This is a genomic window from Calditrichota bacterium (genome assembly GCA_013152715.1).
Classification (GTDB): Bacteria; Zhuqueibacterota; Zhuqueibacteria; order Thermofontimicrobiales; family Thermofontimicrobiaceae; genus 4484-87.
In genome coordinates, this window is sequence record JAADFU010000117.1 from 1 (window position 1) to 25,509 (window position 25,509).

Here is a 25,509-nt window from a genome sequence, read left to right on the forward strand (position 1 = left end):
GGCAAAACTAAAAAGAATGACCAGTTGAAAATTTTTTTTAGTGAAATTCAGTGTTTGACTTTGCAGCTTGCCGCGCTGAAATTTCTATATCCATTTCAAACTTTTTCCTTATTTTAAAATCAATTCATTTACTCATGAGAAATTATGACGACGAACGCTTTCTCCACAATTATCTATCTTCGCTATCAATTATTCAAACGACTTTTATTTACCAAATCCAGACTAAGAGTCTGGCTTCCCCAACTCATTGCCGTGCTTTCATTTCTGTCTCTGCTCACCTTTGTTCTTATAAAAGAAGGCATTATCGGAACAATCTTTTTTCTACTCACTTCAGGGAATAAAAATATCGTCACTGGTATTTTATTCGCAATTCTGCTCTTTTGGGGTATGACAGCTATTTTTTACATTGTCATTGTTGGCACAAATTTAAGCGGCCAATTTACATTCAGAAAAATATCTTATCTTCCCATTTCTCCTTTTTCGTTTTATTTTTCTGAATTGTCAGCCTCTTTTGCTGATATCTGGAGCCTGATACTTCTCATTTTCCTTTCCGCCCTGGTCATTGGAATCAATTCTGCGTTTAGCTTTTGGGCACTCTTGGGTAATGCGGCATTCATTTTTTTATTTATTCTCCTCATGGGTGTACTGGGTCGATTTTTGATTTACTTTTTGAATTTCTTATTTAACTTCAGCCAAAACAGCCGATTGAAAAATATCTTCTCGGTATTGTTATTCTTTCTTCTTTTTTTCATCGTAGCGCTGCCAATGGTATTAATTAACAAAAATTTGAGCCAAAGCAGCCAGCAGTTATCCGAATTTTTTTACAATTCTCATTTGATTTTTTCACCTTTCGGCGCTGTTGCAGAGGGATTTTTGCATTTGAATTTTCATGATGGCCTTGTTTCAGTCCTGGAGTCTTTCATTTTGCTCATTAGCTATCTTATCGTTTTTTTTGCTGCCGGATATTTCTTTTTTATAAAATCACTTTCTGAAACTTCGGTAGAAAGCGAAAAAAAGGCTGCCAGAAGCCGGCGCCTGATGCTGACGGATAATTTGTTATCTCCCTTATTCAAAGAAAAAGCTATTTTCATTGCAAAAGAATTCACTTATCTGCTGCGCAGCCCGAGAATGATTGTATTCTGCATCATTGGCGTTTTGCTGATGGTTTATTATTTGAGTAGCAGCACGATTCTTCGGCATGGATCCAACAACCTTATGCTTTTGATTTGGCTCATTTATCCTGCGCTCATTTTGTTGTTAGATAGCACGTATGTTTTTTCTTACGATGAAAAAGCAATGGCAAGCTACTTTTTTGCTCCCATTTCATTCAAAGACATACTTTTTTCAAAAAACATTTCTGTTTTTCTATTCGTATTTTCATTTCAGATTATATTAGCGGTCGGAGCATTTGTTTTTTGGCATCCGGCAATTGCTCCTGTTTCCCTATTATCCACAATTCTCATAAGCGGCTACGTAATATTCAGCTATCTCGTCGTTATCAACAAAATCGTCATCCAAAATCCCCCAGATCTAAAATTTAATTCCATATTTGGACGAAGTAATACAAATATTGGGCTTTCTTTCGGTTGGCTCATAGCAATTCTGGCTCCGGCGATAGGCTTTTTTATTTTATTTCACAAATCGACCATTTTGCTGCTGACAAGTTACGCTTTTTTGTTTCTTCTGGCGATTAGTTTTTATTTCATTTCGCTGCCAAAGTTTTCTGAAAAATTAGCTGAAAATCAGGAATATTTCATCAAAAAAATTTCAGGATAAATTTTATGGAAATCATCGAAACGCTCGGTCTGACCAAAAATTACAATCTGAAGAAAGCTGTGAACAATCTCAATTTAAAAATAAATAAAGCCACCTTTTTCGGTTTTGTGGGACCGAACGGCGCCGGAAAGACGACAACGGTCAACATGCTGACCGGAATCACGCCTCCGAGTTCGGGAAAAATAAAAATATTCGGTCTGGATTTTGAAGAAAATAACATTGAAATAAAAAAGAGCGTCGGCGTTGTTCCCGAAGACCTCTCATTATTTGAACAGTTAAAAGCAGAGGAACAGCTCTATTTCACGGCTCGAGTTTATGGACTGGACAGGCAAGCGATTAAATCCAGGACGAATGAGCTTTTTGACGTTTTTGACCTGCAAAATCAACGCAATAAATTTGTCCGTGAATATTCCAAAGGAATGAAGAAAAAATTAGCCCTGATGTGCGCCATCATTCACGATCCGGAACTAATTTTTTTAGATGAGCCTTTTGAAGGATTAGACCCAATTTCTTCAAAAATCATTCAGGATAATTTGAAATTAATGGTGCAAAACGGGACAACGATTTTTTTGACCTCCCACAATTTGGATCTGGTTGAAAAACTGTGCAAGGAAATCGCCATCATTCACAACGGTGAATTAATTCTCCAGAGTCCCACAGAACAAATCAGAAATCGAATTAAAAGCAGAATGAGCAACGAAAAATATTCCGGTCTGGAAGAACTGTTTTTGGATTTGGTCTCCCAGGAGAAAGAGACGAAATATTTGTCGTGGATAAAAAAGGGATAATATTTTTGCCACGGATTTTCACGGATAAACACTGATTTGGCATTCAAAAATATTATTGCAAAAATTTTCTTCGAAAACTCCATCTCATATCTTCCGAAATGTACCCCTTCGTACATTTTAACCCGCTGATTGTTTAATCAGGTACATCAAAAATTTTATTCAACCCAAAACAACTGTGCTTATTCTCTTGTTATTAATCAATTTAAGAAACATGCCAATTTCTGGCTCCATAGTTGCATTTTCCCCGAGCGAATTTGATAAGGCACAAACCAGAAAACCTTTAACAAAATTAAGGAGAACCACCATGAAACGAATCGCATTACTCACACTGATGTCTCTGGCGATCTTGTCGCTGCTATTTTTGGGCGGCTGTTCCAAAGATTCACCGACAGCGCCGCAGGATGAGGAAGTAAACCCATTGGATCAGCCTTACGGCGGTTATTCCACTGGAGACGAGGCGCCCGGGTTTGGCGACGCGGAAATCATCGAAGACTTTGGCGATGACGTCGCCGCCGATGATCCGGTGGCAACCGATCCGGCATTCGCCGCAAAACTGGATTCGGTAAACGCCTATTTCATTCGCATCACCTGGGGCTTGCACGAGTTTGATTCCACCGCTACAGAAATTGTTGATTGGAGCGGCAGCGCTACCGTTAACAAAGGCATTTTGGGCGTTACGAGAGTCATTCGCTTTGAGCAAAACGATCATCTCGTTCTGCCGCGTTCAGACGTGAAAGTGCTGGAATGGGTTTCTCAGACAAAAGTCCATTTCGACGGCATTACCCTGATTATTCTGGACACGGACACTACAGACACTCCCGGCGAACTGACAATTTCCATGCCGCTGTACAATCGCACATTTTCTTTCAGCGAACTTGATTCCCTGGCCATTCTGGAAGATGTTGGCACTCCCGGCAATCAGGTCGCCATTGTCTCTCATTCCAAAAAAGTCATCCCGCTGGGCGGCGGATTTTTCGACGGACGCTGGGTGCGTAAAAGCGAGCGCGGCGGTATTTTTGTAGGCCGCTGGATTAACAGACTGGGTACGCGTGTGGGTTATCTCCGCGGCATCTGGGGAACAAACAGCTTCGGCGCTAATGTTTTCCACGGGAAATACATCGATTTGAACGGCAGATTTGGCGGTCTTTTGAGCGGACGCTGGGGTTACGCGGAAAATTCACAGACTAAGGGCTGGATGGCAGGCCGCTGGGTAAACAAATCTCTGACTACCATCGGCACCCTGAAAGGCAAATGGGTTATCAAACAAGACGACGATCAGCACGGATTTTTCCAGGGACAGTGGAGAAAAGTGAGACCGTAATAGAAAGCACCTAATGAAAAAGGGATCGTGATTGCGATCCCTTTTTCATTATGGCTCACGGATGCACGCAGATTTGACAAGTTTCTGCGGATGAAAATCCGCGTAAATCAGTATAATCCGTGTGCTATTTTTTCGCTCTTAATAATTTCTATTAAACAATCCGCACCCCGGTCTCTAAAATTTCTTTGACGAATGGATCCTCTTCAGTAAAATCTTTTGTATTGAAAGGCAAAACATCTAAATCATAACTTATCTTTAAAGTAATCGGTATTAGTTTTTTCTTGTCATCAAAGCGCTCACCCACAAAAACGTCTGATACAATAACCAAATCGATATCGCTCCATTCACTAAAATTTCCTCGAGCGTAACTTCCAAATAAAATTGCTCGTTTTACAGGAATATTATTCTCTTGCAATGCCAATAGCAATTTTTGTATTATACTTTTTATATTAGTTGGGATTTGAGCCACTTGTATTGCTCCTTTATTAACTTCAAATATTTTTCGGCAAAGGAACGTGTGCACTTTTTATAAAAATTAGATTTATAGTCAGGATACCTTGTTGCAATATTAAATTCATTTATTTCCGCAAACAACAGTTCCTGTCTATCATAAAGGTCTAAATCAGATAGCCTCGCCAGCTTCAACAAATTATGAATTTTAGGAGGCATCCTATTGTTATGAGTTTTTACAAAAATTGCTTTTAATGCTTTTTCAAGCACAAGATGTCCGACAAAAAGAGACCAATCATATTTTTCCGATTTGAAAAGACTATCTGAAACGTCTAAGTCATGCTCCGCGCTTTCAAGCCAATATTTTATGTGTTCGTCAATATTCATTTTTCTACTGTTTTCTTAATAAAATCCCCAACATACTAAACACTGACGCTTATATTATACTATAAAAATTAACGAATGTCAAGAAAAATATCATCGAGCATAAGTTTACAATTTTAGGAAAAAATATCAACTTCTATCTTCGTTTATTTTATGCCCAAACAATTATTTCCTAAAAAACCGCTTCTCCCGTAATTGCCCCACTCTCTCTTTCGCCGCCGCAATTATCATCGGCGGCACAGTTTCGTCCTTTTTCGCCAGTTCAATAAATTTTTCATAATATCGAATCGCCGGATTTTTGTCTTCGTAATAGCGGTCATAAACCAGCGCCAGATTGTAATAGGCGTAACTGAATTTGGGATCGATGGCGATCGCTTTTTTGTACCAGGGGATGGCTTTGCCATCGCTGCCGTTCTGGTAAAAGTTCAGTCCCCGATAGAAATAAATCATCTTGACGAAATCCTCTCCCGCGAAACGCCTGGCTTTGTCAAATTCCTTTTCCGCTTCGTCAGATTCGCCTCTGTCAGAAAGCGCCCGCGCCAGATAGTAGTGAATTACCCCTTCTTCGGGCTTTTCCCCCAAATATTTGCGCGCCCATTTCATAGACTCATCCAATTGCTTCATTTCATAAAAATATTGCGCCAGCAATTTCATCGCTTTCAGCCGGTAAACTCCCCCAAGACGCACACAATCTTCGAGATGTCTGACCGCTGCCACCAAATCATCTTGTTCCGCTAAATTTTTCGCCAGATAAAATTTCGCTTCATCGGAACGAGGGCTAATTTCCAAAATTCGCTGCAGAACTGTTGTTGATGAATCAAACTTTTCTTTTCTAAATAGCGCAACACCTAAATTCAACAAATTTGGCACAGAATTGCTATCCAGTGACACTGCGCGTATAGCGATGGCAAGCGCGCTGTCGTTTTCTGCACGCTGCAAATGCGACCTGCCGATTAAATAGAAGGCCTGCATTTGCGTGGTATCCTGTTTGAGAATCTGCCGTCCCAGAGCAATCGTAGCGCGATAATTTTTTCTTTTGAAATAAAGTGAAGCCATTTTGAGCGACAAGGACGGAAGTTTCGGACTCAAATTTTGCGCCGCACGATAGGCGTCGATGGCATCTGCCAGCCTTCCCTGTTCTTCAAAAATTTGCCCGATGTAACGAAAAGCTTTTGCGGCGGGATAGCCTTTGCGCACGGCCTGACGGAAGGCATGGAGCGCCGCGTCGTAATCGTGCATCGCCAGGCAAGTTTTTCCCTGATAAAAATAAAGCGACGCCGCGGAAGAGTCAGCCGCAATCTGCCGCTTAATTTCCGCACGCGCGCTGTCATACTGATTATTGAAAAAATATTTGAAAAACGGTTCCAGAGAGTTGGTCTGCGCCGCCAGATCAGGCGCCATCATCGCAAAAATGCAGAATACTATTCCGTAATGAATAACTCTCTTCATACAATTTCTGCCCTGTACTTTTCCCTTTTTCTACTCGGCTTCTATTTCAACTTGAATATAATCGGCACCGATACCCAGACAGCGACTGGTTTTCCTTTTTGTTTTGCCGGTTTCCATTTCACCCTTTTTACGGCATCGATTGCTGCTTGATTGCAATTGGCATCGAGCGGCTTTTGGACGTGCACTTTACCAACCTCTCCTTTTTCTGTAATTTGCACATACAAAATCACAGTGCCTTCGATTTTGTTTTTTCGCGCTAATTCAGGATAAATTAGATTCCTCTGAATTGCTTTAAAGCCTCCTTCAGGAGCAGGCGGTTTATCATAAGGCACAAAAATTATTTCTTCGTCAGATCTCAGGACAGAGGGCGTTTCTCCGCTTGGTTTACTGGAAACGGTTATAGATTTTTCCTCTGTCACCTTTTCCATTTTTTCATTCAGCTTTTGCAGTTCTTTATTTTTCTCTTTCAACTTTTCTTGAATTGTTTGTAAATCTTCTTTAATTTTCTTTAATTCTTTAGCTGTCTTCTTATCTTCCTGGGCTTGCAGCAATTTCTCTTTTTGCGCTAAATCCTGTTCAATCTTTTGTAATTTCTGTTCCACTTCTTTCATATCAGAGGTGGTTCCTTTTTTTTCATTTGCAAGCTTGAATTTGACGGGTACAGAAACCCAGACTCCGACACTTTTGTCTTTTTGTTTCGCCGGTTTCCATTTTGTTTTTTTGACCGCTGCCACAGCCGCTTCATCGAGACCATTATTTTTGCCGAGCGACTTTACAATTTTTGTCTCTTCAACAGCGCCATCCTTGCTAATTTTAGCATAAATGACAACAGTACCTTCGATACATGCTTTTCTGGCTATTTCTGGGTATTGCAAATTCTTCTGAATTGCCGCAAACCCACCAATCGGCCTCGGCGCTTCGTCGTAGGGAACAAATACCACACCTTCCTCTACGGTCTGTGGAGGTTTGGGAGCAGGAGGCGGCGGAGGAGGCAATTCTTTTGGAGGAAGCGGCGACGAAATTTGACCTTTTTCAGTTCGAGCCGGCTTTTGCTCGTCCGGCTTGTAGATTTTAAAGTTTACCGGCACAATAATCCAAACAGCGATGGGCTTCCCTTCTTTCAGTGCCGGATTCCAGACCATGCTTTTTACCGCTTGCAGAGCAGCAGCATCACAACTTTCATCGCGGACGGTTGAATGTCCGACAAAAGCATCGATAATTTTGCCGTCTGCGCCAATCTGCGTGTAAACAAGCACCTTTCCTTCTTTGCCCGCTTTTCTGGCAGCTTCGGGATAAACGAGATTTTCCTGAATAACCCCAAACCCGCCTTCAGGCTCCGGCGCTTTGTCAAATGCCGCAAAAACAACTTTGCGACCATTAATAATTTCCTGCTTCACTTCCTGGAAATTTTCCGGATTCTGAACTTGAACATTTTCCTTTTGCTGCCGGCTGTTTTCAGTCTGCGACCGAATGTCTGACTGAAAAGCAGTCAGCGCCAACCCCACAATCAAACATCCGACCAGCACCCCTTTTTGCAAATGAGTCAGACGGTTCATGATTTTCTCCTTTCGCTTTAAAATGTATTCAAATCTCTGGTACAGAAAAGATTTTGACTGCAAAAAATAATGGCTCGTCGAATACATCGGCTGCCATTCCATGGCATTGTCCATGGAAGTGAGCAAATACTTGCCGTACGCCAGCGCGTTTCCGCCCATTTTCTCAATCGCCAGATCGTCGCGCGCCTTCTCTCGATAGCGAAAAATCTGCATGTTCGCCAGCCACACCAGGGGATGAAAAAAGTAAATCATTTGCACTGCATTTTGAAAAATAATCAGAAATAAATCTTTGCAATGGATGTGTGCCAGTTCATGATACAAGATTGCCTTCAATTCCTGTTCAGGCCAGTGGCTTGCATTTTCCGGCAAATAAATTTTAGAATGAAAAATACCTCTCACAAATGGCGTGGCGATAAAGGGACCTGTCAAAACTTGCACGCGGTGATTTTTAATTATTTTTTTCACATCTTCCGGAAGAGAAAAAGTAGTTACATCGTGCCGGATCACGCGTCGAAACCGCACGTAATTGAAGAGCCAATAGACTGTAAAAATAATTACTCCTGTGAGCCAGAAAAGAAAAAGGTAACCTTGCATGCTCAATTGCTCCCCCGGCGCGCTCGTCGGCATCAAAACGATTTCCTGAATCTGAATTGTGGGAATGAAATTCGGACTGACAACTGCATACCTGAAAAAAAAGTTGAAATCAGGCGGCAAAATCACGCGAAATAGGCCTACGAGCCAGAGAAAATATAAAAATATCGCCGACTTTTTTCGGAAAATAAAAGTAACAATTCCAATGACGCTCAGAAAAATCGCCAATTGCACCGAGGAACTGACGATAAATCTGAACCATTCATCGGAAAAATTTTCAACGAGAGAGACTACCTGATTCATTGATCTCACCCTCTTTTTGATCAATCAATTTTTTAATTTCCTCAAGTTCTTTGTGGCTGAAATCTCCCTGACTAAGCAAAAACGCCGCCATGCTGCCAAAGGAGCCATTGAAGGTAATATTCACAAATTTCTGCGTCGCCTCCTGTTTCAACGTGCTTTCATCAATGCGCGGTCTGTAAAAATTCACCAAACCGATTTTCTTTTTTTGCAACAATCGCTTTTTCACCATGCGATCCATGATCGTCTGAATTGTCGTGTAAGCGCGTTCGCCGCCGGGAAATAGAGTCTGCCAGACCTCTTTCACTGAAAGCACGCCTTTTTCCCACAGCAACCGCATGATAAGCCACTCAAATTCTGTGATTGTTTTTTTCTTCATTTTTAGTCTCCGACACGTTAAGTTTTATTACTACGTTTGTAGTAGAATATACTAAAAAAAATTAGCGATGTCAAGTCTTTTTTTATTTTTTTAACTGACTGTCCCCAAAACTTGGGAAATTTCTAAATTAAAATGTTCAATCCCTTCGGGATTGATGATTCTTTTATTTCTTTTCTTCTTCTACAAAGGTCGAACACCTGCGGTGTTCTCTAACACAACGAAAATTCATGCCACGAATCCCGAAGGGATTCCACATTTGTAGAGAGTTTAATTCACGAACATGACAACCCGCCTTGGCGGGTTGAATATTTTCATTTCGTTTTACAGAGTTAATTACTTGATTTTTAAATTGATAGCGCCGATTAAATTTGATATTTTTGGGGGGACATTCAAATTTTTTATTTTTTTTGAAATAATACCAGGCATCAATAAAATACCTGGCATTCAAACCCAATTCTACAGTTTTTTTCACTAAAAGAAGCTACTCGTCAATCACCATGCTCAGCGAAATTCTTCCCCTTTCCGGATCGACGGAAATAACTTTCACTTTCACATTTTGCCCGACACTGACGACATCAATGGGATTTTTCACGTATTTTTTGGCGAGTTTGCTTTTGTGAACCAGGCCGTCGTTTTTAATGCCAATATCCACAAAAGCGCCAAAATCCACCACGTTGCGCACCGTGCCTGTCAAAATCATGCCTTCCTTCAAATCTTCCATTTTGAGCACATCGCGGCGGAAAATCGGTTTGGGAAGTTCGTCGCGCGGATCCCGGTTCGGTTTCGCCAGACTGTCGATAATATCTTCCATAGTAAGAGCTCCGACGCCGCACGATTCTGCCATTTGCTGCACCGTCATTTTCTTCTCCCGCATGCGTTTTTCGATGAGCTCGCCGCTGCCGCGAACAGTTGCGCTGTCCAATTCCAGTTCCGTCAACAATCCTTGCGCGGCTTCGTACGATTCAGGGTGGACGGCGGTCATGTCGAAAAAATTTTCCGCGTCAGGAATGCGAAGAAATCCGGCGCACTGAGTGAATGAATTTTCTCCCATGCCCCTTACGTCTTTCAATTGATCACGGCTTTCAAACTTCCCCTGCGCATCACGTTTTTTCACAATACAATATTGTCCGCCAGTCGGCTGTTAATTCCAGCTACGTATTGCAGCAATGCCTTGGAAGCGGTATTCAGATTCACGCCCACGAAATTCACCGCAGATTCCACAACCTGATCCAGCGCCTGGCTGAGACGCGCCTGATTCACGTCGTGCTGGTACAGACCCACGCCGATGGATTTGGGATCAATTTTTACCAATTCGGACAACGGATCCAGCAGTCGCCGCGCGATGGAAATGGCGCCGCGCATGGAAACATCCAGCTCGGGAAATTCCTCGCGCGCCAGTTTCGACGCGGAATACACCGAAGCACCGGCTTCACTCACAATAATGTACGACAAATCGCCGTCAAAACGCTCAATTACGGCAAGGGCTAAAGTCTCTGTCTCGCGCGAGGCGGTGCCGTTGCCGATGCTGATTATCTGGGCATTGTATTTCTCAACCAATTTCAGCAGGCTATCTCTTGCCTCGTCCCAACGATTCTGTGGCGGATGCGGATAAATAGTCACGCCTTCCAAGAATTTCCCGGTCGCATCGATCACTGCGGCTTTACAGCCCGTACGAAATCCCGGATCAACGCCGATAATCGTCACGCCACGGATAGGCGGCTGCAGCAGCAGATTGCGCAAATTTTTAGCAAAAATTTCTATGGCATGTTCATCAGCTTTTTCCGTCAAATTGCTCCGGATTTCCCTTTCAATCGAAGGTGAGATGAGTCGATTATAAGAGTCGGTAATTGCCATTTTCAAATGCTCGTAAAACGGAGAATCTTCATTGGTGAGGTACATTTTCTCAATTTCCGCAACGCATTCACTCTCCGGCACCTCAACTTCCACTTTCAAAAATCCTTCTCTCTCACCGCGATTAATCGCCAACACCTGATGTGGCTGAATGGTCTTCACAGAGTGCGAAAAATCAGCGTAAACTTCATAGTTCCCGTATTCTTCAAGTACTTTTGCCTCAGAATGCAGAGCACCTGATTTTTGGAAAATTTCTCGAATCACCTTTCTCACATCAGCATTGTCAGAAATTGCCTCGGCGCAAATGTCCCTCCCGCCGGCCAGCGCTTCTTCCTCGGAATTGACACCTTTTTCCTCGTCAACAAAGGAACCCACGAACGAGCTAAGATCCTCGATGTCGGTCGCCAGCGCCAGCATTTTCTCGGCAAGTGGCGTCAGGCCTTTCTCTTTGGCAATTGTGGCCCGCGTGCGCCGCTTAGGCTTGTACGGCAAATACAGGTCTTCCACTTCCTGCAATTTTTCCGCCGCCAGAATTTTTTCTTTCAGCTCAGGCGTCAACTTCCCCTGTTTCTCAATGGAATTGAGCACTGTCTCTTTACGCGCATCGAGAACGCGTAATGAACGAATCCGCTCTTCAATATCCCGAATCTGTTCTTCGTCCAAATTCCCGGTTGCTTCTTTGCGGTATCGTGAGATGAACGGCACCGTGTTTTCGCTATCGAGCAGTTCCACAGTTTTGTGCACCTGCCAGACTTTCAAATTCAATTCCGCTGCAATTTTCTGAAAATGCTTTTCTTCGCTCATTCCCGAAATTCCCCTGCTAATAAATTTCCGATGCTCAACTTGTTTCGACTCAAATATAAAAATTTTTTCCAAACTTGCAACAGTTTTTCTTATTTGACAAAATAAAAAAACGGCTGCCAATAAATTCATCCGCGTTGACTTTCAAAATCCGGAGATGAACCGAAAAAGTTCATCTTGAAATATTAAATTGAAAACTCGGGAAAAATGCCTTTTCTTTACTCGAATTGACAACATGGAATCGGCAACTGCCTAGCGCTTGGGCAAAATCGACTTGATTTCACGGTTTTGGCGAAGATTTTCAACAATATGACCCTTGAATGACTCATTTGCCTAATATGTTATGAACTTATCCGCTATGACACATTTAGTTCGCGCGGCTATCAAGGGAAATAGCTTCGGGAGTAAGAAATACGAGTGGTCAGCAAAAGGAAACGACTGATCAATTGCATTGAAGAAATTCTCCAGGGAGCAGAAATCGCTTTTCAAACGAACCAGAGCATATTACTTGTTCTGCTTTAGAGAAAAAATCAAGCGGAAAATTTTCCGTGTTAGACTTCATTGATGAGGGAAAAAATAATTACTGCAAATTCAAGGTACTGATGAACAAATTAATTTGATTTTTGGCGTCGATGGGTGTAATAAATTTAGATAAAACATATTTTCGTGCTTCATTTCCAAAATCATCTCTTAATTTTTTATCTTTTAATAGCGTAAGAGTGTACTGCGCTGCTTCTAATTCATCTTTGACAATATAACCGGTTTTGCCGTGTATTACCTGCTGCGGCAGTCCGCCAACGTCGGAAACAATAATCGGCTTTTTTTTAATGGCGGCCTCCGACGCAACAAGCCCAAAACCTTCTTTAGTGGACATTGCGTATATTATAGTTGACGCTTGCTGGATTGCATTTAAAAGTCGAACATTAAAAGGAATTTCTTCCGCGACGGCGTCTTTGTCGTTGGTAACTAATTCTTTGATTCCTTTAATAAAAACATTAAATTCCGGATCATCAGCGGCACCCGCTCCTGTTAATAAGAGTTGCACATCAGGCATTTCTTTTTTTACATTTTTATAAATGCGATGCACCCTGTCAAAACCCTTTGCCGGATCAAACCGTCCGACTTGCGTCAATATTGGGCGATTAAAATCCAGATTAAATCTTTTAATAGCACTAATTTTATCTTCTTCTGTAATTAATTCGATCTGATTTTTAGGTTCGAGTGGATCTGTTGAAGGTGGCATAACAAAATTTTCTATTTTTTCGCTCAAAATAAAATCTTTAATATGATAAACTGCAGCATCACACTTTTCGATTACGGGCAAAAAGAAATCCTTAATGTCATCAACAGCAGTAGTTGTATCAATGTGACAGCGGTAGATGTATTTCTGCCCCTCTCGTTTAGGCAGAAATTCGACCAATCCCAGGTACTGCGTGTCGTGCAGAAAAATGATATCATAATCATCCCAACTATTAATTTTTTCAGCCACCTGCTTTTGGACATTCCAATACAATTTTTTTTCGCCATCAGTAAGTTTTACTTTTAATCCTTGAAACATGTTATGGTGTTTTTTAGTGACAGTAAAAAAATTTACATCTGAAATATCAGGGACAAACCAGTGATTGATAAAACCAAGCGAATTTAACAACGGAATCATTCGTTGTAAAATTGCAGCTACTCCTCCCCCTTTTGCAGTGGCGTTGATATGCAATATTTTTCTGTTTTTCAATTTAGCCGCTAATTCACGTAATTCACCAACGTTTATGAAATCCTTATATTGTGAAATGTCAATATTTTTGTATTGATGCTCACTGGTATTGTCTAATATCATCGCCATATTCGCTCCTTTAAAATTTTATTCTTAATTTCATCCCTGAACATACTATTTCCATCAGTATCATTCAACGTGTATCTATCCTGCTATACTATGCGTTTTTTCCGAATATTTTCTTCCACCAAAGGCCGATACTTGCCAAACCGACCAGCAAAATCGACCAGGGAATAAATGAAGATTCTTTTGGCGACGGCAAAAGTAATTTTCCGATTCCAATAAGCAAAAGAAAAATAGTTGCTCCTGTGGTCAAAACCAAATAGATGCCTTCACGAAATTCACGGACTGACTGTTTGGGATCAGCGCCAACTTTGAGTGCCGTCTTTTTCCAAAAACCAGGTGGTTTAACTCGTTCATAAAATTTCTTTAAAATATCCTCATCTGTTTCGGGAGTGAGCCAGGTTACGATAAGCACAACTACTGTGGAAATAACGGACATAAGCAACAATCGCATGTATTCCTCTTTCACAGTAAACAATATGATCGGAGCAAAAATTAATGACGCAGCAATAGCTGCTAATTCAGAAAAGATGTTGATTCTTTCCCAAAGCCACCTGAGTACAAGCACTGCGCCCATACCGGCGCCAAATAATAAACTAATATACCAGGCCGTTTGAATAGAGTCCAAATTCACCATAATGGCTAATGCTATTAGCAGAATTAAAATATTTGTGAATCTTGCGACGACAACCAACTCTTTTGACCGAGGAGTACGTTTTAGCCATATCTGATTTATGATGCGATAATAAATATCATTACTCCAATAAGAAGCGCCCCAATTCAGATGGGTGCTAATCGTCGAAGCCAGAGCAGCAAACAATCCGGTAAGCATTAATCCCCGAACACCCGCTGGCATTAAATCTTTAATTCCGGTCGCGAAAAGTATTTCTCTGCTGGCCGTGAAAGTTTCGCCGCTGGCAGTTGCAGGATTGTAAGGATAAATGAGTAGCAAAGCGACACAAATCGGCAGCCAAAACAAACTTCTCACTAAAACTTGTGCTACCGTAAAAACAAATCCTGCCATTCTGGCATCGCGATCGCTGCGACAAGCCATTGTTCTCTGTGCCAAATAGCCGGTGCCGTCACTATTCATTTGAAAAAACCACTGTAAGCCGATAATCACTAAAAACGGCATCAGGAGTTCCTTACTGTGGGGGCCAAAAGATAGCATCTCTCCGGTACGATCGACGCCATAGAGACTGACCAATTTTTTTGTCATCGTACTAAGGCCGCCGACATGAACAACAGCGTAAATTGCATAAACTAAAGTAGCTGTCATTGCAATAACAAATTGAACAACATCGGTATTAATGACCGTGCGTAAACCTCCTGTCGTCGAATACAGTGTCGTAAATCCAACAATGAGCAAAATGCTGATCAAATTATTCGTTGAAGCAATATCTATGGGAATATTTGTGGCGCCTGATGCGAAAGAAATATGAATTGACTGGACGAAATTATAAATGTGACCATAAATATTTTTTGGTATCCATTCATGCCATAAAAGGAAGGTTTCAGAGATACGATTCGCAGCGACGAGAACCATTGCCATCACAGTACAGTTGATTACCGTTCCGTAATATATTGCTTTTAATCCCCGCAAACTTGTAACGGCTTTGCCGCTATAGCGGATTTCTGTGAGTTCCGCATCTGTTAACACACCAGCATTTCGCCAGGCTCGTCCCAGCACAAAGCCGATCATTAAAAAAGCCAGCCCATAAATCCACAATCGCCAGAGCATAAAAATTCCGCCAGTAGCAATCAAACCAGTGACTAACAACGGGGTGTCCGCTGCGTACTGAGTTGCTGCCATGCTGAAGCCAGCCTTCCATCCTTTAACCGTTTTTCCTGCTAAAAAATATTCATTGAGATTTTTTGATGCATTGGATTTTGCCCGAAAACCAGAAGCGATACTGTACGTAACAAAGGCAAGCACAATCAGGAGATCGATCATTTTTATTCCGGCTCCTTATTAATTTGTGCAAAATATAATAAAAACGGGGACTGTTAGCGACCCCGCTTATTCAATCGCACACCAATTGAAAACATTATTAGCAACAAAAGAAAGAGCTGACATTTTCATCTCATTATGAGTTAAAAATAAATCTTTTGATCACAATCGAAATGAAATGATAGCCCAATAAAGGGTAAGAAAGAATATTTGCAATCCTTAACGTCAAAGAATCTCCATTCTCAATAAATTTTAATCACCGCAAAAATTACATTTAATTCTTTCTTACCCTCCGAACGTGCAAACCGGCAAAGAGGACACTTATGCCTGCATTTGATTGCGATTAGAAATCGTGCGTAACTGAAAATTTGATTGACCGGCCAAAAATTGGACGACCATTGGCAGCCAAGGGATCTCGCGGATCACCTTCTGTCAGGCCTTCGGAATCGGTCAAATTATCCACATGAATGGCAAACGACAAGCCACCCTGTACTGATACAATGGCGCCTACATCGATTTTTGTATAGCCATCTAACTGGAAAACATTGTCCCTGGAATCCCAGCGTTTTCCAACCATCCGAGCAGCGCCGTAAATAAGCACGTTAGAACTTCCAAAAGAAAAATTGTAGCTCGGGGAAACTCTGAGTTGTACGTCAGGTTGACGCCAGATTGAATTACCAACTACTTCCGGGGCAACGTCAGAATCCTTAATCTCCCCTTTCTGAAACGTTCCGACAGCCCGCACTCTGAAGTTGTTCAAAGAAAGGACGCCATCGAGTTCTACTCCCTTAGTCTGGGTATTGAGTAAGGCAGATTCTCTCACAGCTCCGACATCGCCATCGAATACATCAACATTATTGAAGAAGCCAGTAGCGAACAAACTGAAAAGTCTCGAACTATATTTTACGCCCATTTCGTACTGTGCAAATCCGTTGGCTTCGACATTACCGTCTTTGTCAAGGCTGTATTTTCCTTCCCGGATCATGTCAAATTGTGGGAATTGATAGCTATCAGAGAAACGTCCAAAGAGGCCAAGTTCTCTGGTAAAGTCGTAGTTGATTGCCGCGGTAATTGCGTGATCCTTGCCGCTAAGCGTTTCCGCCTTGTCTATGATCCCATCGGGGTATGCTCCGTGATCAAGCGTGTATTGGAGATCAAAAAGTTCGTAGCGAACGCCAAGGTCAAATCGCAGAGCCGGCCTGATTTGCCAGGAATCAGCAGCATATATCGCTGATACACGAGCATCGCCGGCATATTGAAGTCCGTAATTCCAGGGGCCTCCGCCTCCAGCATCCGCAACGTCCTGACTGGTGATATCCGCTTCCAATAAATCACCATTTGCTACATTATGAACCGGCACATGATTTCCCAGTGTCCAGAAATCTTCTGATGACCATCGAGCTTGATACAAACCAAAAGTAATATTATGGCCATTCCAGAGTTTGTTTAAACTGAGATCATTGTTAATCGATTCGAGATTTTTCATTACTACCCAGTGACCATAGTTCTGAACGTAATCCGAACCGCTGAGCACCTGTCCGCTTCGTGTTTTTACTGTCTCGCGGCCAAGAGCAGATACCTTAATTGGATTCCCGTTTGGTACAAAACCAAAAGTATTCGCATCACCAGACGTATAGGCAAGAATGTCATGTACTTTCCAGCCGGCGCCCAGTTCGAAAGTCGCGTTTATTCCGCTGACACTACCTTTCCATCCGCGACCTTTGCCAAAATCAAAATATGCGCTGTCACCCTGTGCATTAATTTGTAATTGGCGAAAACGTGTCGCGTTTCCGAGTTGTGAGAATGTACCGAGATCGTTGCCAGTCTTTAGCGCCATCGGCAAAACCCATTGTCCGTAATCGTCTGTGAGACGAGAGAAGGCATTGATTACACCACGTTTAAAGACTTTAGTCAACTGCATGGTGAACTGTTTTCCGTTTTCAGCATTAAATTGCGTGCTTCTGACGCCGGGAGATGTCCGTACGTAACCGCCTACCATATAATACAAGCCCTTTGTCAATTTACCACTTAGAAAACCATCGAGCCGTTGCAGGTTATAGTCGGACGTTCCGTACTTCAGACGGCCTTTGGTTGTTTCACCGCCTTTTCTCAGATTGAAGTTTACGGTCATACCCGGCTCTGCATTGGAAAATACAGCACTGGGGCCTCCCCGTGATGCTTCTGTTAACTCGACTGTTTCATCAATTCGGAAAAGAGTGCTCTGCTCCAAGAAAGAGAGTGTCTCCACACCGTAAATTGGTCCGCCGTTGATAGACATTGTTACAAACGGTGCGTCCCCGGATGATGGCAAACCGCGAACAAAAATATTGGCACCGGCAATTCCACCGGAACTTTCTGACCAAACACCAGGAATTAGCTCCAAAAGATTGGCGGTGCTACTCGGTGAAAACTGTCTGATTTCAGTCGCATCAACAGTGCTAATAGCGAAACTCGCATCTCGCTTGCGAATTCCAACGCCGCCTGGCGTACCAGTGACAACCACAGCGTCCATTTGCAGCACATCTTCTGTAAGCACAAAATCGACACTAACCGTAGCATTTGCAGTAACTACTACTTGCTTTTCCGCTGTACGATATCCGATGAAGGTTACGACTAGCATGTACTTACCTGCCGGGACTTTATTGATGCTATATTTTCCGTCCAGACCTGTAGCCGCGCCGAGAGAGGTTCCCTTAATCGCGATATTAGCGCCTGGTAGGCCGTTACCATTTTCATCAGTAACAACTCCAGTGACTTTGCCTGTTGTTTGAGATAGAACAGGCAAAGCGATCAAAAGAATGCTCATCACGACAATCAGAGCAGTAAATAATTTTGTAGCATAGAAATTAGGTTTCATGACTCCCTCCACATGTTAATTATAGTTTTCAGGGTCTTACAAAACTCTCTGCTTGTGGGCCCAAAAAATGTTTTTGTTAATTAGCTTAAAGTTTTGCAAACCCTAACATTTAAAAACAGTCAATTTATGTCCCTTGTTCTTTCAAAAAGAAAATCTTTGTTAATATGCTACACTTTTTTAATATATAGAGACAATAAATTGAGAAATGTAATGGTTTGTCTTGGATTTTTTTTTAATTGGTAGGAGTCCGCTCTTTTTTAATTCCATTAAAAACTGGTATTTACTTCATTCAGAGTTGTTCTGAGACGGCGGAAAGCTTCCGAGACATAATTACGTGCGACCTGGGAGTTTATTTTCATAATAGCAGCGATTTCTTTATAGGATAATTTTTGATTAGTTTTTAAATAAAGAGCTTCACGCATTCGTGTGGGGATTTTATTAAGCGCTTGTTGTAATATTTTATTTGCTGAGTCCATTTCTTCGTTCATAATTAGCAGCTCTTCCGCGGAAAAGGCTTGTGTCGGGAGATTTTGGCAAAATTCATGATAAACTTCTTGCCTTAAGTTCTGTCGTTCTATAGATTTTAATAGTTGTCTTCGAAGTGAAGCCAACAAATAAGCAGAGACAGAATCAACTCTGGAAATAGTAGTATGTTTTTTCCATAGATAAGCAAATACTTCTTGAATACTATCTTTGACTAATTCTGCTCGAGAGCAAAGTTTCATTCCATAATCATAAAGGAAAGCGTAATAATTTCTAAATAAATCAGCCAGCGCCTGCCCATCTCCTCCTCTCATTTTCTCCCAGAGGATTCGAGCTTCTGAATTATTAGATTGTTTTGATGCTATCACACGAATTCCTAATTGTTTATAAATTTAATTTGGAAAAAATACTAACTCTTGCCAAATATAATTACGTTTCCTTTACGCTGTACAGGTACTTGCAATGCTCTTGCTAATGCCGTAATTATCGTTTGCAAATTAGTATTTTCAATTGAACCGGATAAAGTTCGCTTGAGTAAGTGTTTATCTGTTATCTTTATTTGAATGCCATAGGTATCTTGCAACCGAGTGATAATATTTTCAAAAGGTGTTTTATCGAATACTAATTGATCAGTCCACCAAGAAGTATATATATCTACATTTTCATATTTTGGTGTTAAAGAACGATCCCCTCTCTTAAATTTCAATAAATGACCAGAGGTCAGCAAAATATTTGTTGTCTGCGAGTTAAACTGTTTGGTTGTATCTCCTGGGACGCTAACTTTAACACACCCTTCTTCCACTGCGACTCGCGTTCCTCGTCCGCGCTCACATACGGCAAACCGCGTTCCGACTACCTCGACTTTTCCGTCTTTGGTTTCCACAATAAAATTATGCTGTTTACCTTTGGGAAGTGAGGCAACAATAAAATATGCCTCCCCTTTAAGCCTAAAGCTCCGTATTGTCTTTTTAGTCCAGGTAGTGGGATATTGAAGTGTCGAGTTCGCATTTAATATGACTGTTGTGCCCTCAGGCAATGCAATTCGTACTCGTTGACCATAATCGGTGGAAGCGATCTGAAATGCTTGTCTGCTTGGATGTTTCATTTCGAGTAAATAGAAAGAAACTAAAGCCACTAAAATAATTGCAGCAGCAACTGCTCCGATGCGAAACCATAATTTGGGCAAAGATAAATTCCTGTCAGAATTTTGCTTATTAGTCGATAAATTCACAACAGAAGCAGTTTTTGGGAGATTCAAATTCAATCGATCTTGCAAATTTTCCCATTCTGAGTCAATATCAGGCACAGAAGCTGGTTTAAATTGAGCCAATTTCCACAATTTAATCGCTTCCCGATAAATCTCTTGGTGACGAAAATCAGATTGAAGCCAATCCGACCACCGCTTATTTTCTTCAGCGGTTGCTGTATTTGTAATCCATCGCTGAAAAGATTCATCTGCCAACCACTGTTCGACATTCGGAGCTGATGATTTAGTCATATTTTTCTTTCTTTGGAAAATATTTCTCTGATTTTTATACTATTTATCTGAATCTGAACGCATTTTTCCTCTTTAACCGGATAGCTCGGGGCAAATCTTTACGAATTATCAGGACTATAAATTTTTATCAAAATTTAAAATAATCTCCTATTGACATTTACTACTTTTTTATAATTATAGAGAATAAAAAAAGGGAAATGTAATGGTTTATAACAAAAATTTATTTAATTTAAAAATTATATTTCAATGATGCCTGTAATCGCCTTGGCAAAATTGGTCGTGCCAGATAATAAGTACCTGCAAAATTGCCTGAGTTGTCCAGGCGAGGATTTCCTTCAGTTAATCCATTGCTATTAAATGCATTGAGTAAATTAATGGCGAGAGTCAATTTCTGATTTTTATTCAACTTAATAAAATAAGTGGCGGAAAAATTAGCCACGCCGAAACTAGGCAAAATAATCGTATTGGCATTATTCGCATATCTTTTTCCTGTATAGTGATAATTTGCTCTGAAGTTAAATTTCTTAAAAGAATAGGAAATCATGACCTCCCCGATGGATTTTGGAATACGTTGTACCCAGTTTCCCCTGAAGTTTTCCCCGCCAGCAAAAAATTTCTTGTACTGGTGATTTTGCAGGGTAAGAATTAAATTCATTGTTAAACCCCTAATAGGCACTGCGATTGCCTCAATTTCCATACCGACCGTTTGAGATTTACCAACATAATCGCTTACCCAAACAGGTTGTCCGTCAATAATTCGAGCATCCTGGCTGGGGAAATTTTTAAGTTGCAGAAAATAACCGGTGGCATTAACGCCAAATGTAGCTGTTCCGAGTTTGATACCAGTTTCTCCCTGAATTAATTGCTCAGCCTCGGGCTTAAAAGAGCCGTCAGCGCCACGAAATACATCTAACGTCGGCATTCTATAGCCTCGACTCCCCCGGGCATAGATTGAAAGATTATAACTGACTGAATAATTCAATCCTAACGAAGCTGCCCAATCGTTGTACTTTACGTCAGAATGTCGAAATGTGCCATCACCCCAAAGAACAGCATCATCTGCATCAGTAGCGCCGCCTAAGTTATATTTTTGTCTGTTTTCCGTGTCTTGATGGATGCGATTCCGCTCCAAACGACCGCCAATATCCAGCCGAAGTTTATTATTGACTTTAATGTTATCACCAAAAAAGGCAGACGTAACCGTTACAAAGCCCTTGGCGTTCATGTACATGGAACCATATTGTCGAAAACCATTTTCCGTTACTTCTCGAATGACATTATTGTTAGCGTCTTTAATTCTGACATCAACAAATCGAGGGGCGTTCCTGACATCGGTCAATATATTTTGCCAATACCAAAAATCAACAGCAGTATAATATCCTTGATAAGTTCCGAAACCGAGCTTGTGTTCGACACTACCAAGAAAGATAGCCTTTTTAAGCAATAATTGGTTAGAGATATCGGTCATCGGCTTAGATACGCACCATAACCCGCCTTCGCAGAGGAGACCATTGGCCGTATTAAAGGTGGCTTTACTACCGTCAGCATTAAAATGATTCGTATAAACGATTTCATAATCAACTGCATTCGGTGTATTAGCAATGTAACCCTGCACCCAATCTCTGGCATCGACCAGATTAAACGGCACCAGAGCATTCCAGTTGTGGTCAAAATTCATATATCGAGTGGTATTTTGAAAACTCCAGTCATCAGGAAGGTTAATATAAAAGTCTGCCATTAAAGAACCACCAATCTGTTTTTGCCCATCTGCTAATGGTATGGTAAAATAATCATTCGCCGGAGTAGGGACTTTTATTGAATTTCCTTCTATAGTGGTCATGGTACCATTGCTCGGGAAACCGTCAACAAACGATAATTTACTGCCTGCTTTAAAGGGCAATTGAAGATAGAAAGTATTGCTGTCTCTTAAATATTTTCCATAAAATTTAACATAGCCATTTTTAAACAGACGAGTAACATTCCCTTTCAACTGCCCACCTTTTGAAGACGGGAATCCGGGATTACGAACTCCACTATCGTAGCGATAAAATCCCCCAAAACTAAATCGCCAATTGTTGCCTAATGGACCGTTGAGATTAAAATCATAACGCGCCAAACCACTTGTCCCCATGGTTACTTTCGAAGAAACAGCAAGCCGATTACCGCCGGCTTTTGAAATAAAATTAATAACGCCACCAGGAGCATTACTTCCAAATAGCGCCGAATTTCCTCCCCTCACGGCTTCCATCCTCTCAATATTTTCATCAACACGTACAAAAATATCGGCGTTGACAAACGAAAGCGCCGGCGCATCAAAAACAGGCATACCATCTTCCATAAGTGCTACATAATAGTAAGAACCATCGGCAGGCAAACCTCTGGCAAATAGATTTCCGCCAACTTCTCCTCCGGAACTCTCAACATAAAAACCGGGAATTACCCGCAATAGATCTGCGGTACTGCGAGGTGCAATTTCATCAATCTGCTCCAGAGATTTAGTCGTAATAGCAACGCTTGATTCTCTTCTGGTTAAAGGATTGCGAGTCGCCGTTATGACTAACTCGTCCATCTGAATCACATCCTGTGTTAATGAAAAATTCTGATTAATAATTTCATTGGCTCTGACACGGACATTAGCAGTCTGTAGGCGGTATCCAATAACTTTTGTCTGTAATATGTAAGTTCCCGGCGGGACATTTTTGATCGCATACTCTCCATTAAGATTGGCTGAAGCGCCTAAAACTGTTCCTTTAATAATAATCTGAGCGTTGGGAATTCCTCTCCCGTGCTTGTTTGTTATTTTTCCTTTAATTTTCCCCTTATGCATTCGCTGCTGAGGAGTAATAACAATCGTTTTTGCACCAACTATCTCATAAGTTAAAGAATAGCCATTTAATATTTTTCTCAAATCTTCATATAGATTGTTGGATATTTTTATCATATCGGGGAGGGTTTTACCCTCTACAAGAGCCTCTTCATAGACAATATTAATGTGGTATGCTTTTTCAAGGGCGCTGAGTGCATCGCGCAGAGAAACGTCAGATTGATCATAAGGCGAGAGTTCAGAGACGCTTGATGTTAATGTCTGGCCAGCATTCAAAATACTAAATACTATCAGTGCAACCTGTAACAGAAAATGAGATGATCGCATAACACAACCCTTAATTTCCCATTGATTTCAATATTATCAATATAAAGAAAAATATTACTTTGTCAAGTTAAAAATATCGACTGCCAACAGACAGTGCTTTCACAAGCTGGAACCCGGTCCATGCTTTTGGAAAATTTGGTTAATTGCTATCTGCTGCGAAATCAAAATGGCAAAATTATATTGCCAAAAGCAAACGCTCTGTTCAACCGCTCAATTTTACTTTTCTGCTTGATTCACAAAAAATAATTACTTATATTGAGGAAGCAAAACCCAAAACAAAGCGCACAAAATCGGAGGAAAAATCAGATGAAACCCATTCATGTCATACTCTATACATTACTCACGCTATTCCTGGTGTTTGTGATTTTCGTATTCGTCATGTTTTTGATTTTTAAAGGTTTATCTCATACAAAACCCAGCGTGGCAAAAAATTCAACGCTCGTCATTTCCCTCAGCGGCGATATCCCCGAATATGTGCCCGCGTCTGAATTTCCAGTTGCCATGAGAAAAAATATCAGCATGAAAGTAATCATGGACGACATCGAAAAAGCCAAAGTCGATGATCGCATCAAAGGAATTTTGTTGCGCGTAAACACTACTTTCATGGGTTGGGCGAAAATTGATGAGCTTCGCGACAACCTCAATGATTTCAAAAGTTCGGGAAAATATGTCATCGCCTATCTGGGAAGTTTTGTCGGCGAGAAAGAATATTACCTGGCATTGGCAGCCGACAGCATTTTCGCCGTACCGCAAAGTTTCATGGAGATGAACGGCCTGATAATCGAATCCATCCATCTGCCGGGAATGCTGGAAAAAATCGGCATCACCGTGGATTATTTTGCCTTTGGCAAATACAAATCACATTCCGGTGAATCGTTCGGCAGAAAAAAACACACCCAGCCGGTTTTGCAAATGCTCAACGATATTCTGGACTGGGAATACGCGCATCTGGTCCGCGGTATCGCTAATAGACTCGGTAAATCAGAGCAGGAAATCAAAGCGACGATTGATCGCGGCTATTTCAACGCAGAAAAATTCCAGGAACTCGGCTGGATCAACGGCTTGCGTTACGAAGATCAGATTGAAGACATGCTCAAAAATTTGAACGGCATCAAAATTGATAAAAAATTGAAAAAAATTTCAGCACAGCGATATGCGGAAATTCCGTTAACATCGCTGGGATTAAATAAGGGCAAAAAACGCATTGCGCTCATCTACTCGCAGGGACTGATTCAGGAAGGCGGGGATACTTTCAGCCCGTTGACCATGGGCATGACTGCCGGTACCGATCCAATGATTCAATCCATCCGTCGCGCCGTGCGATCCCGCTCCGTGAAAGCGATTGTTTTTCGCGTGGATTCTCCCGGCGGCAGTGGTTTGGGCTGCGATCTGGTCTGGCGCGAAATTCAGAAGGCTAAAGAGAAAAAACCAGTTATCGTTTCCATGTCCGACTACGCCGCTTCCGGAGGCTACTGGGTTTCCATGGGCGCCAGTGCCATTGTGGCGCAGCCTTCCACAATGACCGGCTCCATCGGCATCTGGAGCATTTTCCCCAACGTGAGCGGTCTGTACAAGAAATTAGGCTTGAACGAAAGTAACGTAAAGCGCGGCGCTCATGCTGACATGTTCATGGGTTTCAAACATCTGACCGATTACGAAAGAAAACTTTACCGCGACAATCTCTATCAGAGTTACGTTGATTTTGTGACCAAAGCGGCAGAATCGCGCGGGATGACTTTTGAACAAATGGAGCCAATTGCGCAGGGCAGAACCTGGATGGGCGAAAAAGCAAAAGAATTGGGACTTGTCGATGAATTGGGCGGATTGGACAAAGCCATTGAAGTCGCCCGAGAAAAAGCGGGCATCGACTCCACGGAAAAAGTGAAGATTGTGGTTTATGCCATCAAAAAACCGTGGTTTGAGAAAATTTTTCCGTCAGCAGTTTTGGCATTTTTCCGTAATTCAAAAGATAAACTCAATTTGCAATCGATTTACGAATCTTTGCAAAAAATCAGACGACCGCTGCTGTGGCCGCTGCTGCCGTATCAGATTATTTTGCATTAAAATTGGTGTTTATGGCTTAAAGAAAGAA

At 41.6% G+C, this 25,509-nt stretch carries 16 protein-coding genes and 1 pseudogene; 4 read left to right on the forward strand and 13 right to left on the reverse strand.

Annotated elements, in window-relative coordinates; all coding sequences use genetic code 11:
• The first annotated feature begins 144 nt into the window (after positions 1 to 144).
• From GXO74_09260 to GXO74_09270, 3 genes are all read left to right on the forward strand, one after another.
• Positions 145 to 1,776 carry a hypothetical protein gene (locus GXO74_09260; GenBank protein NOZ61857.1) on the forward strand — a complete coding sequence of 544 codons (1,632 nt, stop codon included), beginning with the start codon at positions 145 to 147 and terminating at the stop codon, positions 1,774 to 1,776.
• A gap of 5 nt (positions 1,777 to 1,781) precedes the next feature.
• The gene (locus tag GXO74_09265) at positions 1,782 to 2,564 is read left to right on the forward strand and encodes an ABC transporter ATP-binding protein (protein ID NOZ61858.1); all 783 of its coding nucleotides are present in this window, start codon (positions 1,782 to 1,784) and stop codon (positions 2,562 to 2,564) included.
• Between the two features lie 304 nt (positions 2,565 to 2,868).
• A complete protein-coding gene (locus GXO74_09270) occupies positions 2,869 to 3,885 on the forward strand; it encodes a hypothetical protein (GenBank protein ID NOZ61859.1) in 1,017 nt (338 codons plus the stop codon).
• Positions 3,886 to 4,036: 151 nt separating this feature from the next.
• Here the strand turns inward: GXO74_09270 and GXO74_09275 are convergent, their stop codons facing one another.
• The 13 genes and pseudogenes from GXO74_09275 to GXO74_09335 form a co-directional block, all read right to left on the reverse strand.
• Complete coding sequence (locus GXO74_09275) at positions 4,037 to 4,354, reverse strand: nucleotidyltransferase domain-containing protein (GenBank protein ID NOZ61860.1); 318 nt, start codon at positions 4,352 to 4,354, stop codon at positions 4,037 to 4,039.
• On the reverse strand, positions 4,330 to 4,722 hold the full coding sequence (locus tag GXO74_09280; protein ID NOZ61861.1) for a HEPN domain-containing protein: 393 nt from the start codon (positions 4,720 to 4,722) through the stop codon (positions 4,330 to 4,332). Before GXO74_09280 ends, GXO74_09275 begins: the two co-directional genes overlap by 25 nt.
• A 162-nt stretch (positions 4,723 to 4,884) precedes the next feature.
• Complete coding sequence (locus GXO74_09285) at positions 4,885 to 6,168, reverse strand: tetratricopeptide repeat protein (GenBank protein ID NOZ61862.1); 1,284 nt, start codon at positions 6,166 to 6,168, stop codon at positions 4,885 to 4,887.
• Positions 6,169 to 6,209: 41 nt separating this feature from the next.
• Positions 6,210 to 8,618 (reverse strand): TonB family protein, encoded by a 2,409-nt coding sequence (locus GXO74_09290; protein ID NOZ61863.1) that lies wholly within the window; start codon positions 8,616 to 8,618, stop codon positions 6,210 to 6,212.
• Positions 8,593 to 8,994, reverse strand: a complete 402-nt coding sequence (locus tag GXO74_09295) for a BlaI/MecI/CopY family transcriptional regulator (GenBank protein ID NOZ61864.1) — start codon at positions 8,992 to 8,994, stop codon at positions 8,593 to 8,595. Before GXO74_09295 ends, GXO74_09290 begins: the two co-directional genes overlap by 26 nt.
• Positions 8,995 to 9,157: 163 nt before the next feature.
• Entirely contained in the window at positions 9,158 to 9,466 is a 309-nt protein-coding gene (locus tag GXO74_09300) for a hypothetical protein (GenBank protein NOZ61865.1), read from the reverse strand.
• A gap of 9 nt (positions 9,467 to 9,475) precedes the next feature.
• A pseudogene (locus tag GXO74_09305) lies at positions 9,476 to 11,649 on the reverse strand (RNA-binding transcriptional accessory protein).
• Between the two features lie 577 nt (positions 11,650 to 12,226).
• On the reverse strand, positions 12,227 to 13,483 hold the full coding sequence (locus tag GXO74_09310) for a glycosyltransferase (GenBank protein NOZ61866.1): 1,257 nt from the start codon (positions 13,481 to 13,483) through the stop codon (positions 12,227 to 12,229).
• 88 nt (positions 13,484 to 13,571) lie between these two features.
• On the reverse strand, positions 13,572 to 15,431 hold the full coding sequence (locus GXO74_09315) for a Na+:solute symporter (GenBank protein NOZ61867.1): 1,860 nt from the start codon (positions 15,429 to 15,431) through the stop codon (positions 13,572 to 13,574).
• A 340-nt stretch (positions 15,432 to 15,771) separates the two neighbouring features.
• Complete coding sequence (locus GXO74_09320) at positions 15,772 to 18,234, reverse strand: TonB-dependent receptor (GenBank protein NOZ61868.1); 2,463 nt, start codon at positions 18,232 to 18,234, stop codon at positions 15,772 to 15,774.
• 317 nt (positions 18,235 to 18,551) lie between these two features.
• Entirely contained in the window at positions 18,552 to 19,136 is a 585-nt protein-coding gene (locus GXO74_09325) for a sigma-70 family RNA polymerase sigma factor (GenBank protein NOZ61869.1), read from the reverse strand.
• A 41-nt stretch (positions 19,137 to 19,177) separates the two neighbouring features.
• Positions 19,178 to 20,266: a DUF4974 domain-containing protein gene (locus GXO74_09330; protein ID NOZ61870.1), complete on the reverse strand. Its 1,089-nt coding sequence runs from the start codon at positions 20,264 to 20,266 to the stop codon at positions 19,178 to 19,180.
• A 229-nt stretch (positions 20,267 to 20,495) separates the two neighbouring features.
• On the reverse strand, positions 20,496 to 23,417 hold the full coding sequence (locus tag GXO74_09335) for a TonB-dependent receptor (protein NOZ61871.1): 2,922 nt from the start codon (positions 23,415 to 23,417) through the stop codon (positions 20,496 to 20,498).
• Positions 23,418 to 23,723: 306 nt separating this feature from the next.
• Here GXO74_09335 and sppA point away from each other — a divergent pair, with 306 nt between their 5' ends.
• The gene (sppA, locus tag GXO74_09340; protein ID NOZ61872.1) at positions 23,724 to 25,481 is read left to right on the forward strand and encodes a signal peptide peptidase SppA; all 1,758 of its coding nucleotides are present in this window, start codon (positions 23,724 to 23,726) and stop codon (positions 25,479 to 25,481) included.
• Positions 25,482 to 25,509 lie beyond the last annotated feature (28 nt).